The following is a 13263-nucleotide window of genomic DNA, read 5'->3' on the forward strand; positions in this document are numbered from 1 at the left end:
TGCCTACGCACGGCTCGGGGCCGATGTGGATCGCTACTCCTTCATCGTAGTGGACTTCCACCACCTACTCCTTGCCGGTCTCCCGGCGCACCAACTGTAGTGCTAGACACGGTCGCCAAATGCATCGAACTCCGTCCGGATCGCTTGTCGGTGTTCGGTTACGCGCATATTCCCTCCTTCAAGAAGCATCAGTGCAAGATAGGCGAATACGCCCTGCGCCAGACAGGCGTGCGTCATCTTCAGTCGGAATTGATTGCGGAAGCCCTGGTCGACGCGGGCTACGTGCGCATTAGTTTCGACCACTTCGCCCTACCCCGGCGACAAATCTTGCCGCGGCGAAGCGCGAGGGGTGGCCGCGTCGGAACTTCCAGGGTTACACCGACGACACCGCCGAAACGGATAAAGAACACAGTTTATCGATTTGGTTCTGAATTGCGCTACAGAGTTGGCAACGCGAGCAGTACGTTGTCGATCAGCCGGGTCGAACCGACGTAGGCTGCGACACAGAGCGCCGCCGGAAGCCGCAGCGGACTCGCGGCGCGCTTGAGCGTATCACCATCGACAAGTTCAAGGTATTGCAGCCGATCAACTGTCTCAAGATGCCGCTCGGCGATTGCAATCAGCTTGTCCACCTCGCGCACTCCTGAGCGGAACTCATCCGCCGCGGCGAACAGCCCACGACTGATGGCAACGGCTCGCCGACGTTCTTCCTCGCTGAGATACCGATTGCGACTGCTCATCGCGAGCCCGTCCGGTTCCCGAACGGTTGGCACGGTGACGATCTCGATGGGAAGATTGAGATCAGTTGCCATGCGACGCACGACCGCGCATTGCTGAAAATCCTTTTGCCCGAAAAACACGACGTCCGGATGTACCATGTTGAACAGCTTGCATACGACGGTTGCGACGCCGCGAAAATGCCCACGCCTGAAAGCCCCGCATAGTGGGTTCGCCAATTCGCCCGGTTCGACGAAGGTCTCGAATTGAGCCGGGTAGACTTCCTGTGCACCCGGCGCGAAGACAATCGCAACACCGGCATCGCGGCACAATTTTTCATCGCGCAGGAAATCGCGAGGATAACTGCTGAGATCCTCGTTTGGTCCGAACTGAGTCGGATTGACGAAGATGCTAACGACGGTGACGTCGCATTGCGCTCGGCTCGCCTTGACCAGGGCGAGATGGCCATCGTGCAAATAGCCCATTGTCGGCACGAGCCCGACGCGTTTGCCCGCGCTGCAAGCCTTCGCGAGCTCACGACGAAGCTCAGCGACCGTCGTAATCGTCTGCATCGTGGCACCTTACATCAGGTTGGGTTGGGAGGAGCCCAGTTTGCGATGATGTTACCCAGGCTTTCAGGAAGCCGATAGGACTCTTGCGGCGCCGGGAACGCTCCACTGCGGACATCGGTAGCCCAGCGCGACAGCGCCTCCTGCAACAGCTGAAAACCGTCTGCATAGGCGCGAACGAATTTGGGCCGATGACCTTCGGTCAGCCCCAGCACGTCATGGAATACGAGCACTTGGCCCGAGCACCCGGGACCCGCCCCGATTCCAATAGTTGGTATCGACAGCGATTCGGTCGCTCGCTGGGCTAGCTCGGCCGGAATGCCTTCAAGCACCAACGCGAAGCATCCGGCCTCCTGCAGACGGTGAGCGTCATCAAGCAGCCGCAAAGCGTCATCGGCTTTCCGGCCCTGCATCTTGAATCCACCCATGACATTGACGCTCTGCGGGGTGAGGCCGAGATGGCCCATGACAGGAATTTCGCAATCGACCAGGGCACGCACCATTTCCACGCGCTTGGCCCCGCCCTCGAGTTTCACTGCATCTGCGCCTCGCTGCAGGAACCCTCCGGCGTTGCGTATCGTCTCCTCCGGACTGAGGTGAAAGCTAAGAAACGGCATATCGGCCACGAGCAGGGCACGGGGCCTTGTGCGCGCAACAGCCTCGAGATGATGATTCATCATCGCCATGCTGACTGGCAACGTGTTGTCGAATCCGAGGCAGACATTGCCAACACTGTCGCCGACAAGAATGATGTCGACGATGGGATCAGCGATGCCTGCCGTAACCGCATCGTAGGCGGTGGTCATGGCGACACGCCGCCGCTCCTGCTTCCACCGCTGCAGGATTGGAATCGTGATCCGCTCAACTGACACTTCCGAAGCGTGGCTCATTTTCGATCCGTTCCGTCAGGTGGCCTCAGGTCGATTTCGCAGCTCGAAGCGATACGGATTTGATCTCACCTGTCTCGCCTACGATTTTGAAGCCACCGCCCTCCCGAGGTTCCCGCGCCACCGAATAAGCTAGGCGAACGGTAATCCGATTCTTGCGACCGAAGCCGTCGAGTATTGCGCGCATCCCCGGGGGACCACCCTTTTCCTATGGCGGACGAGTGAAAACTGTCAACCGTGAAAAGGAAAAAAGAAACATACGTCTCCAAAGTAGCGGGCGCGCGCATAAAAAATCCAATGGTCGCGCGACCATCAAGCAAGACCCCCCAGATCCAAATTGTCATTTGGAAGCGCCCTGCGTCACGCTGGGCCTCAGGGCGCGCCAATGCGATTATTCTGACGCAATTTGCGTGCGGCGTTGTCTTAACCGCATCTCTTGCATGTCGGACTGGCTTGCTCTGCCCCGGCGGCAATACTCGACCCGAGCGAGTTCGTTTCCGAGCCTCATCAAGTTCAACTGCAGCCAGAGGATTTCTTGCCGCTCACACCTGCTGCGCTGAATCAACGCTCCGGCATACTTCCCCATACGGAGCTGATAGAAATTGCGTACAATGCCCTGCTCCAATCCCTTCTCAAGGATACTTGGCATTTTCCAGCTCCCGAAACAGGCCTCGCGCTCACCCTCTGTTGTAGCGGCATATCGCGATCGATTAGTGCGATGAACCCCTGCCTGTGGGCCGAAAATTGCGTTTGGGCGTGATTCCGCGATGAAATCCTTCAAACGAGCTCGGAGTGACCGCCCCGCCTTCGTCAAATGCAAGCATGGGAGTGCTTTCCAGCGCAGCAGATCGTGAAAGCTATGCAGACGTGCGTCTGCCGCCGCTAATTCGATGGCGTGTGGATAACCCGTGCGTACAGACTTGTCAGGCGAGCCGCCTAGAGGCGTCGCTGACCTGGGCATGGCAACCCAGCGTCAGGCCATCGAAGAGTCGACGGTTTGACACGGCCAGCCAAGTCATGCGATGCAAAAAGGGCTAAGCGGGGTTAAGGCGCAGTAGTGCGGTCGCAATCTAAGCGGCGGCCCCCATTGCGGGGTCAGCAGCTTCTGCTGCACACGTTCAAAGACCACTACTATTCGTCGAAGACACGATTTCGTAACAACACCCCGCATTCCCCTTGTGCGTCTTTTCGTGGCGTCTTGTACTGGTTGTCAGCGCGATTGTTCTACCCGCCGCGCTAATACCGCAATAGGCGTCCGTGCCCGATGCAGTGGCCATACACTGACTAAATGACGAGAACTGGCAGTTGCCAGGATACCCCCAGATACGTCCTTGCAGACAATGTATTGATGTTGATCAAGCAAATGGCAGCCGCGCTTCCCTGGGCGATCGCATCCACCGATGTACTAGCGCGTTGGGCTCTCACGCGCCCGCAAGCAACGCGGTTCAAGTGAAGGCAGTCTAAGAGTGCTCGATCAGAACCGCGACACCTGGGGCGGCCATTTTCCCAACACTTCGGCGAAGGCGGAGCAGCATTTCAGCGACTTTCCGGGAGCGCAGCCTTCCGGCGCGATGCAGCTGCGCGCTGGAAGCGCCTGCAGGCAACCATGTGCACCAGGTGCTACCTTTCTTCGTTGCTTCGCGACGAGCAGCGCCGAAACGATAAGCTCCTCCCAGGCGACCATGTATAGCTGAGACTATCGCCACGTTCCGCGATTGAAAGAGTTTCACGATCGATCTCTCTGCGGTGATCAGCCGAAGAGCGGATTCAACCTTGAAGTCACGCGTCGATGTCAACGCTTCAGGGGGGGTGGCGGCCTTCCCCCTTCTGTTTTATGACCCAGCCTGTATTCAACGAAGGAGCGCATTTTGCTGCAGTTCTTATGCGCCGATCCTGCAAGTGAGACCATTTCATGCACGAGATCCGCGCGAAGCTAATGACCGTCGACGGAAGCATCTACTGAAAGCTGTCCTGGCGACCGATCATCAGGCGGTTCCTTACTTCGATGCAGAATTTCGTCTCAGAGATTGTCTACCTTGCGTAATAGCGGAGGAAGAACATCGAGCTAAACAATCGCCACCGCGATCGTGCGGGGCGCCTACCGTGCAGTGGCATCTGAACGGCTGCCCGAGGCTTGCAGACTTTGCGATGAGGCTCTGTCGCTTTGGGCGAAGTCAAACCGCAATGTTCGCGATTACCGACGGTCAACTATGATTCGACACATCGTATTCTTCACCGCAAAAGATAAGGCGCATGTCGACAAAATAGTCGACGGCCTTTCCGTACTCGCCAAAATCCCGCACGCACGCCGGCTTGAGGTCGCTCGCAACCGCAAGAGTGACCAGCTTGGCAATGAAATTGACGTGATCGTCTACGGTGAATTCGACGACGAAGTCGAACTCGAAGCCTATAGAGCGCACGAGCTTTACCAGGAGTCGATCCGGCAGGTAAGACCGCTCCGAGAGCTACGTCTCGCGGCCGATTACAGCATGTCAACAAATGCGGAGCCAGTACGTTTGGCAGGCCCTACCCGCGGGCGTAATTAACCTGGCAGGCACGTAAGGGTTATTGGGTATCCATAAGCATCGCCTTCGCCGGGCGGGATTACAATCGCCATGTATCGCTGAGCGACAGACTAATGCATGTATTGGAACTGCAGTGGATTGAGCCCGTCACAGCCATGCGACGCCTCTCGCATCGGAGGCACCTCACGTTCCTGGATAGCGCATCGAGACACGCGGTGCGCGGGCAGTACTCGTATGTGACGTGCGATCCCTTCAGCACTTATATAATCGCGGACGGGAGAGGTATTTGCAACGGAGAGACCATTGTGGGCGATCCGTGGGCGGTACTTCGCGCTCTGCTAGCCAACTATCCGCAAATGCATCGCGCCGATCTCCCGGCATTCCAGGGCGGCGCCGCCGGCTTTTTTGGATACGAGCTGAACAGGACGCTGGAGCGATTGCCGGTGCCGACCATCGGGGGGCATCGCTTGCCTCAGGCACTCCTACATCTTTACGACGTCGTGATAAGCTTCGATCACCGCCATGATAGATGCTGGGTCCTTTCTACCGGGTGGCCGGAGCAGGATCCGGTTCGACGGCGTGAGAGAGCTCGCCAAAGAGCCGAAGAATTTGTTGGGCTGGTTACAGTCTCAGCCCCGCCTCCTGATTTTACACCAGGCCAGGCCGGCTCATGGCATTCAAACTTCAGTCGCCAGGGATACATCGCGGCGGTACAGCGCGTGATTGATCTCATTCTGTCGGGTGACGCCTTCCAGGTCAACATTGCGCAGCGCTTCAGCGCTCGCCTGGCGAACTCGTTCGATCCGATAGCCTTCTATTGTCAGCTGCGGAAAATGAATCCGGCTCCCTTTGCCGCCCTTCTTCGGTACGGCAAGCTCACCATTGCATCGAGTTCGCCCGAGCGTTTCCTAAAGCTTGACGGGCGACAGGTCGAAACGCGACCTATCAAGGGGACGGTGGCGCGTTCTGCTGATTGCGAGGAAGACCGGCGTCGCGCTGAGACGCTGGTAGGTTCGGAAAAAGACCGCGCCGAGAACACCATGATCGTCGACCTCCTGCGCAATGATCTCTCGCGCGTTTGCACGCCTGAATCAGTCCACGTCCCGTCCTTATGCAATCTCGAGTCCTATGCCTCGGTGCACCATCTCGTGTCCGTCGTTACGGGTGAGCTAGCATACGGAGAGGATGCCGTGGGCCTACTTAGGGCCTGCTTTCCCGGCGGCTCAGTTACCGGAGCTCCCAAGGTACGCTCGATGGAAATTATCCTGGATATCGAGCGTGTGGCGCGAGAGGTGTATTGCGGGGCCATAGGCTACATAGGATTCAATGGACATATGGATGTAAATATTGCCATTCGCACCGTAACGATCGACGACGGCCAGGCCGTCTTCCATGCAGGTGCTGGGATAACGGCAATGTCCGATCCGACCGCCGAATATGAGGAGAGCCTTGCAAAAGCAGAGCGCATTTTTCGCGCATTCATTGCTGAAGACTCCGGTGCATCTTGATTGTCATTATCGACAACTACGACTCTTTCGTCTTCAACATTGCGCGATATTTTCGCAAGCTTGGTGCAGCAACACGTGTGGTCCGGAACGACGCGATGGATGTGAGCGAACTTGCTGACCTCAGGCCCCGCGCGGTTGTCATCTCCCCCGGTCCGTGCACTCCAATTGAGGCTGGAATATCGACAGCCGTCGTTCGTGAACTTTCGGGTCAGGTGCCAATTCTCGGCATTTGTCTTGGACACCAGTGCATTGGGACCGTGTTCGGCGCACGCGTAACGCGCGCACGTCGTCCTATGCACGGTCGGCCCTCGTATGTCACACATGAAGGCGGCGGGCTGTTCAAAGAACTACCGTCTCCACTTTGTGTGGGGCGCTACCATTCGCTTATCGTCGAATTGGATCCGTCATCTGCCCGTCACCTCAAGGTGACAGCACTGTCGGATGATGGGGAGCTCATGGCCCTCGCCCATCGCGATCAACCAACATATGGCGTGCAGTTCCATCCGGAGTCGATACTCACCCCACAAGGGGACGTACTGTTCGCAAACTTCCTACGGCTTGCAGAGCTTTCTTAAGGCGGCGTAGAGGACTGGTGCAGCCATAGCGTGGCGCTTCCGGTCGATCGCTGGCCCGACGAGACGACATGCGGCTGTCGGACATCGAGCCGCGGTTCGTTTGCGGCGTCTGTGGCCCGGCTCGGCGCCGAGGTTCGGCCGAACTGTACCAGCGGACGGTGCCATCTTCAAAGCCCTTCAGCCAGCCGCCAAACGAATCCTTGGCCTCAATATCAAAAGGATTTCAATTGCGCCGGCCCGCCGCAACGCCCTGGCCATGGCGCCTGGCTTTCAACGCCGGCGCGGCCGTCAGGATCCGGCCCGATGGGCCTCGATTTTGATCTGGTTGCGTTCCAGGCGCGACCATGGCCCACCACCCCTAGGCGTGACCGTCGAAAACCAGGACCGTCCCGGTGGCTGTCGCCGGTCCACCCTTTGAGGCGCTGACCGAGGAGCTGCTCGCCGCCCGGCTGGCTGCTCTCCTGTCGAACCACGGTCACGTTCCGCAATCCAAACACGGCGACTGCCTGCGTGACCTGCGGGAGGTCGTCCGTGAACGGATCAAGGGCGCGCGCGACGGACGCTGGAGCAAGGCCGACCTGCTCGCCGAGCTCATTCGGCATGGCGGCTCGCTGGCGCCGCACCGCGAGTAGTCGATCTGGTCGGACGAGGTGAGAGCTTCCTGGGTCGTTTCCGAATGGCGGATGCGAAAGCTGTTGCCGACAGTCGTCAGTTCGGCCACCTCGCGCGCCAACGCTTGCCGAAATCCTGATCCGGGCGGGGCGACGCGGTCCAGCAGCGCGTCGGCCTGAACCCGCTTGTTGGCGCCCAACTCGAGCGTCTTCAGCCGCTCGAAAGAGTCCCACAGCTTTTCCAGCGCGTCCTGGCGATCCTCCAGCTTGGGCGACAGAATGCGCCGGCGGGCGCCTTCGAGCAGGCGATCTGTCTCGCCATTGCCGGTCTGACCCAGCCGATTGTCTCGCAGCTTCGCAGCAGCGAAAAGGCGTCTTAAAGTAGGCGAGGTTCTCAATCTCTTTAGCCATCCGGGCTAGGAACGCCGCGGACATCTGCGTTCCGCTGACCGGCGCATCCTGCACCATGATCGGAATTGCGATCTTGTCGGAGACGCGCTGATAGAAATCGAAAACTCCTAAGGTTCCTCATCCCTCTCGACGACCTTCGGAGCGACGCTCTTCGTCGGAACGAAGCCGATCTGAAATCCGAATGCACGACCGATCTTCTGAAGCGTTTGCGACGTCGGGTTGGCTTGGCCGCGTTCGATGTCGGCCACCTGCCGTATGGTCAGCATGAACATTTTCGCGAACTCCGGCTGCGTTAGCCCGAGCGCGTGGCGCATCTCCGCCACCGCGTGTGGCAGCCTCAATTCGCCGGACCGCGCCTTCGCGGCGACCGCGGCTCGGCGTTCACGTATCTCGTCTCTAGTCGGTTTGCGCCATCTGGACATATGTTTCACCCCTAAGTGGGAACGTTCTTCAGCGCCGCCGCGCCATCCGCCATCTCTTCGTGCTTGACGATGACATGCTCGATCACCGAATCCGGCACGCCGGCTCGCTTCGCCATTGCAGGAAGCATGCGGAGCGCGTCTTCCTTCGCGGCAAGCGCTTCCATCAGATCCTCCGCGGGGACCGCCGACGATGCGACGGCCTCGCAGACTTCGCGCCAATCGGGATTAGTGTCCCGGTTGATCATCCTCATGCATTCCCAAACGGTCGCCCGGGGAATGGCGGCCGCATCGATCCTCATCGGCGCGAAGTCGAACAGCGGAGAAAGACGCACGGTACCGTCCGGAAACTTCCGCAGCGCGGTGTTGCGGCCATGATTGTCTGGATTTCCCATCGCGAGATTCAACATATCGCGCAAGATGTACTCGACCGTGTCCAAAAAAGGCTCCGCGGAGACGTCCTGTATCAATCGCAGGTACGTTTCGTGGCGGCCTCTCACGCCGAACTCCGCGATGCCGAGTGCCGAGATGAGGCTTTCCTGCCCGAACCGGACGAGACCGTCCTTTCCGACTTCGCGATCGAAACGCGGAATCACGAGGACGCCGTCGCCATAGACGTCGGTCCCGTGCACGTCCAGTCCGAATTCCTTGGCGACCTGCGAGTAGCCGGCCTCCGCCTCGAGAATTCGTTTGTCGGTGGCCTCGCTGCTTCGCAGGAGCTTCGCGATGACGAACTCCCGCGCGTCCCCATCCTCGACCATCGAGTTCGGATACCAGAGCCCGTCCGCCGAACGCGTCATGGCCACTTTCGGCCAGTCGCCCTGAAGACCGTTGGATCCGGAGGTGAGCATCGAAAAGTGGTCAGCCACTTCCAGGAAGGTAGGGATCGCGCGAAAGGATTGCATCCATCGTCACGCCTACCTTTCGCATCTTGCGGACGCGTTCGGCCTCGAGCGCGTTAGCTTCCTTGATGCGCAGATTGCCCACCGGAGATCCGGCCGACCTCTTGAGAAGTTCGATTTGAGAGGACGGAGCGTCAGGAGGAATCTTCAGGAATTCGGCGATCCGCTTCGCCTGCCGGCCTTGCGGAATCAAGTCCAGAAGGAAGGCAGGCCAAGTGTCCGCGGACCGGTCGTCGAGATCGATCGGAGCAACCACCGAGTAGGCACGAAGGTCCCGCACCGGCCTATCTTCGGTCAGTGGAATGGCTCCAAACTCCCCGAAATACTCGATTTCGTATCCGGTCCTGGAAGGCGATTTGTAGCCGCGATCCTCGTGGGCGAGGCTCACGATCGCCGCGTCGTGCCATTCCCTGTCGATGTAGATTTGGATCGTGGGTCCATGCGATCAACCCATTTTATGGGCGGCATAACTTAACTTCAGCGAGATATCAACCCAATTTAATGAGTTTATAAAAGCCAGAAGCGCCCTAAACATACCCTTAGAGTGGCATGATTGAAATAGTGCCAAAGATTTTTAGAAGTCATGCAGGGGGACGGGCAAGATGCGCTTCCCCGCTTGGCTTCTGACATGGCCCACCCGGCAGCCGGCACTGAAGGTGGCGAACAGGATCAATTGAAGCGTCGCGGCTACCGTTCACGCTCAGCATAATACTATTGATGTAGAACAGCATTATATTATTGTATTCGCACGACATCAAACTATCGGAACCTCGCGAGCTGGAACATGCCGTCCCTCCACGAAAAACTCGCCTAGTCCGTCACTGAGCTGAAGACCCTCAGCAACGGCGGAAAGCGACGAATCTTCCGGAGCGCCGAACTTTCGCGCACCCACCGCGAACGGCTGGTGGAGGCCGGGTTCCTGAAGGAGATCATCAAAGGATGGGTGCTGATGACGCGACCCGAGGAGCGATCGGGCGACAGCACGTCCTGGTACTCGTCGTTCTGGGAGTTTTGCCGCGCCTACTGCAACGACCGCTTCAAGAGTGACTGGGTCCTCTCGGCAGAAAGCTCAATCCCGCTACTTGCAGAAAATCTTAACGTTCCGAAGCAGGTCGTGATCGCGGCACCGACCGCCAATAACCAAACCCAGCCCCTCCTCCATGGCACCTCCCTCTATCTGTACAAGGCGACCAAACTGACGATGACCCCGGTCGAGACCGCCGGGGTCCAGACCTTTCCGGCGCCGCAGGCGATCTGCGCTGCCGCGCCAGCTTTCTGGCAGACGCAGAAGAACGACGTCATCGCCCTGCTCGGTTCGCAGAGGAATGCCAGCGCAATCCTAAAAGTCCTCCTGGAAGGCGGACATGCGGCCGCGGCGGGGCGCATCGCCGGGGCGTACCGACTGCTGGGTAACACGCGGGCCGCCGACGATATCGTCACCGCGATGACGGCGGGCGGGCACGATGTCAGGGAAGATGCCGATCCATTCAAGGCGCCGGTACCGATGCAGCTTCCAAGCCGGGCCACGCGACCAATCATGACGCGAATCCGTCTCATGTGGGCGGAGATGCGCGAAAAGGTGTTAGCAAATTTCAAGCTTGAGCCGCGGCGTATCAACGATCATGACGTATATCTGGCCGCGATCGACGAACGGTACACCTCGGACGCGTACCACTCGCTTTCTATTGAAGGCTACTCGGTCACGGAGGAACTGATCGAGAAGGTCAACGGCAGCGATGGAGATCGCAAACAAAGGGATGCAATGGCCGCGAAGGGCTACTGGGATGCGTTCCAGCTGGTCCGTGGCGCGGTGGCCCGCGTGCTCAACGGCGAGGACGCCGCCGAGATCGCCGATCGGGAGCACCTCGACTGGTACCGGGCCCTCTTTCAGCCCTCAGTTCAAGCCGGCATCATCAAGCCCGAAAACCTCGCCGGTTATCGAACTCACTTCGTTTTCATCAGGAACTCGGGACACACACCGGTCGCTTGGGAATCGGTGCCTGACGCCATGGAGGCTTTTCTTGATTGCCTGAAGGAGGAGAAGGATCCGCGCGTGAGAGCCGTGCTCGGACACTTCATATTCACCTTCATACACCCTCTTCCAGACGGCAACGGCCGAACGGGCCGCTTCCTCATGAATGTCATGATGGCATCGGGAGGACTGCCTTGGACAATCATTCCCGTCGGCAGATGCGACGAATACATGCGGGCACTCGAGAGCGCGAGCGTACAAGGTGATGTCGGTCCCTTCGCCGCATTCCTGGCAGACTGTTGTCGTCGTGAACCGCCTCCTCCCCGGCAGAGCCTTCCGGGAGAAGTCCAAGCACTGGCGGACCTCGGTTGAGGATCGCGCCGGACTAGGCCCGGCAAAAAGCCCAGTGTCACCAAATCGCGCGCGCACGTTGCGAGCCATCGCACGGCGAGATGCCGACGTGACCGGCGCCCGTGGGCTAACCTCGGAGCGCGCGCGATCATGATCGGGATGACCAGCATGATGATGATCAGCGATCAAGCTGACCAGCATCGATCGCGATCGGCGTGATCCCGATCATCATCCTCGGCGGCATCAGCATGCCGATGTCCAGCAGCAGCAGCAGCAGCACGCCATTCCTCTGTCAGCCTCAGAACGGACGGTGGTAGGCCGTTCTCGGCCGCAAGGTCGAGGTGCTGACCAAGGGCTTTCTTTCTCCCGACCCGCGCCGCAGCGCGCGGATGCCGAACAACAGTTCGGCGATGGTGACGCTGGAGAAAAACAGCGTCTCGGCCGCCTGGGCGTCGAGCCAGTCACGGACCGATGGATGCAGTTCTGGCTTCATCGCCTCGGAGACCACATTGGTATCGAGCAGGATCATTCGAAGCGCACGGGACGCGCGTCGCGGCCATGTTCAAGTGCCTCGACAACGGCATTGGTGAGGCCGATCTTCCGGCTCATCTTCGAAAGGGCGGTGCCGAGCCGCAGCCGGCCCTCGGGACGCACGGCGGCCTCCAGAATGGCGCGCATTTCCGCTTCCGCGCTGCGATTGTGCTGCGCCGCGCGGACTTTCCCCTTGTAGGCAGCACTATTCTCAAGCGCGATCGTGCTGCACGACCGGGTCCACGAAGGTGATGTGCAACGTGATCGGCCCTCTGGAACCGTCGAGCAACACGCGAAGCCTGCTGCGCGTAGCACCGAACCCGAGAACGACTCCTTGCTTGCCGCTCAGACGCGGTCCAGCCGCTTCGCAAACGACTACACGCTCACCCGCGGTCCAGTCGTGGAGCGTACTTTCACTGGCGCATGCCACTTTGAGTGTCCCAGGACTTTACCCGTCCCAATTCCAACCACGCCGAAAGAGACACGCAGTTAACAATCTGCACATCGGGTCCCTCCGGTTCCGACACGCCTCGAAATGCTGCAAGACTCGCATAATCGCGGCCCGACGCCTAGTCGAATGTTATGTGTATGGCGAGCTCTGCCCGGCGGTTCAGGGCCGGACTGGATCCACCAGTTGGAGTACGAACCCCCAAATGCTGGTCTACTTTGAATTGGAGGATCCTTTTTGCAGTGGCGTTTATCCATTGGTCTAGGAGGGCCTAACGGGCGTTCTCAGGGCAATGAGCGTCCTGTCCACCGTCGCGACGATATCCGCGACCGTGCTGTGGTCGGCATCGCGGTGGTGCTGTTCACGACGCATAACCATTCGGAGGTTGAGGACGATGACTGCCACAAAACTCTCGCGACCATTCCGTGAAAGAAATGCTCTCGAGCACCTGGGACCAGGAGCTGGCGAAAGATCTTGCCCAGGAAATCGAGATCTGCACAGGCGACCGCGCGAAACGTTCGCCGAGATGCGCCGCTTCCTTGCCGTCAACGGCTACCGGGAATTTCTGCCGGCCGCAGAAGGCTCGCGTAAAAAATCGTCGAAGACGCGCTGGACTTGGTCGCTCACGCACTACGCTCCTGCGCTCGAGAGGCCGGCTCTATCCGCCGCGCCTTTCCGGAGCGCGGCCGTGATTGTTCCGAGTGGCGCGACGCTCGTGAAAACCTGCATACGCTGATAATCGGCGTCCTAGCCGAATTACGGGCTGTTCGGCGAAGCCGCCGAGAACGCCCTCACTATGTTGAGGAGCCTCGTTCGCGCCTACGTACTGACGAACTC

Annotated in this window: 11 protein-coding genes and 4 pseudogenes; 5 read left to right on the forward strand and 10 right to left on the reverse strand. The window is 59.3% G+C overall.

The annotated features are described in order from the left end of the window. Positions 1-437: 437 nt before the first annotated feature. The 3 genes and pseudogenes from panC to IVA81_RS01480 all read right to left on the reverse strand — a co-directional run. On the reverse strand, positions 438-1289 hold the full coding sequence (gene panC / locus IVA81_RS01470) for a pantoate--beta-alanine ligase (protein WP_247311188.1): 852 nt from the start codon (positions 1287-1289) through the stop codon (positions 438-440). Between the two features lie 14 nt (positions 1290-1303). Beyond that, on the reverse strand, positions 1304-2176 hold the full coding sequence (gene panB / locus IVA81_RS01475) for a 3-methyl-2-oxobutanoate hydroxymethyltransferase (RefSeq protein WP_247311191.1): 873 nt from the start codon (positions 2174-2176) through the stop codon (positions 1304-1306). 1115 nt (positions 2177-3291) lie between these two features. Next, positions 3292-3516, reverse strand: a pseudogene (locus IVA81_RS01480) (DUF3551 domain-containing protein); the annotation flags it as partial. Positions 3517-4383: 867 nt separating this feature from the next. Here IVA81_RS01480 and IVA81_RS01485 point away from each other — a divergent pair. The 4 genes from IVA81_RS01485 (at position 4384) to IVA81_RS01500 (ending at position 7413) form a co-directional block, all read left to right on the forward strand. After that, a complete protein-coding gene (locus tag IVA81_RS01485) occupies positions 4384-4719 on the forward strand; it encodes a Dabb family protein (protein ID WP_247311195.1) in 336 nt (111 codons plus the stop codon). A gap of 92 nt (positions 4720-4811) precedes the next feature. Continuing rightward, a complete protein-coding gene (gene pabB / locus IVA81_RS01490) occupies positions 4812-6206 on the forward strand; it encodes an aminodeoxychorismate synthase component I (RefSeq protein WP_247311198.1) in 1395 nt (464 codons plus the stop codon). After that, positions 6203-6781: an aminodeoxychorismate/anthranilate synthase component II gene (locus tag IVA81_RS01495; RefSeq protein WP_247311200.1), complete on the forward strand. Its 579-nt coding sequence runs from the start codon at positions 6203-6205 to the stop codon at positions 6779-6781. The genes pabB and IVA81_RS01495 overlap by 4 nt, the downstream gene beginning before the upstream one ends. Before the next feature lie 392 nt (positions 6782-7173). After that, positions 7174-7413 (forward strand): hypothetical protein, encoded by a 240-nt coding sequence (locus tag IVA81_RS01500; protein ID WP_247311203.1) that lies wholly within the window; start codon positions 7174-7176, stop codon positions 7411-7413. Here the strand turns inward: IVA81_RS01500 and IVA81_RS40590 are convergent. The 5 genes and pseudogenes from IVA81_RS40590 to IVA81_RS01520 form a co-directional block, all read right to left on the reverse strand. Then, positions 7410-7724, reverse strand: a pseudogene (locus IVA81_RS40590) (hypothetical protein); the annotation flags it as partial. The gene IVA81_RS01500 and the pseudogene IVA81_RS40590 overlap by 4 nt on opposite strands. A gap of 43 nt (positions 7725-7767) precedes the next feature. After that, positions 7768-7908: pseudogene (locus IVA81_RS01505) on the reverse strand (dihydrodipicolinate synthase family protein); the annotation flags it as partial. Between the two features lie 2 nt (positions 7909-7910). Continuing rightward, positions 7911-8225 (reverse strand): helix-turn-helix transcriptional regulator, encoded by a 315-nt coding sequence (locus IVA81_RS01510; RefSeq protein WP_247311205.1) that lies wholly within the window; start codon positions 8223-8225, stop codon positions 7911-7913. Positions 8226-8236: 11 nt separating this feature from the next. Then, positions 8237-9127, reverse strand: coding sequence for a HipA domain-containing protein (locus IVA81_RS01515; RefSeq protein ID WP_346659360.1), 891 nt, complete (start codon positions 9125-9127; stop codon positions 8237-8239). Then, complete coding sequence (locus tag IVA81_RS01520; protein ID WP_247311211.1) at positions 9084-9512, reverse strand: hypothetical protein; 429 nt, start codon at positions 9510-9512, stop codon at positions 9084-9086. The genes IVA81_RS01515 and IVA81_RS01520 overlap by 44 nt, the downstream gene beginning before the upstream one ends. Positions 9513-10028: 516 nt before the next feature. Here IVA81_RS01520 and IVA81_RS40595 point away from each other — a divergent pair. Next, positions 10029-11468 (forward strand): Fic family protein, encoded by a 1440-nt coding sequence (locus IVA81_RS40595; protein WP_247311216.1) that lies wholly within the window; start codon positions 10029-10031, stop codon positions 11466-11468. A gap of 349 nt (positions 11469-11817) precedes the next feature. On the opposite strand, the pseudogene IVA81_RS01530 reads toward IVA81_RS40595, so the two are convergent. After that, positions 11818-11976, reverse strand: a pseudogene (locus tag IVA81_RS01530) (PIN domain-containing protein); the annotation flags it as partial. Further along, entirely contained in the window at positions 11973-12200 is a 228-nt protein-coding gene (locus IVA81_RS01535) for a plasmid stabilization protein (RefSeq protein WP_247311339.1), read from the reverse strand. The gene IVA81_RS01535 and the pseudogene IVA81_RS01530, both read right to left, overlap by 4 nt. Positions 12201-13263 lie beyond the last annotated feature (1063 nt).

Source organism: Bradyrhizobium sp. 141 (assembly GCF_023074055.1).
GTDB lineage: Bacteria > Pseudomonadota > Alphaproteobacteria > Rhizobiales > Xanthobacteraceae > Bradyrhizobium.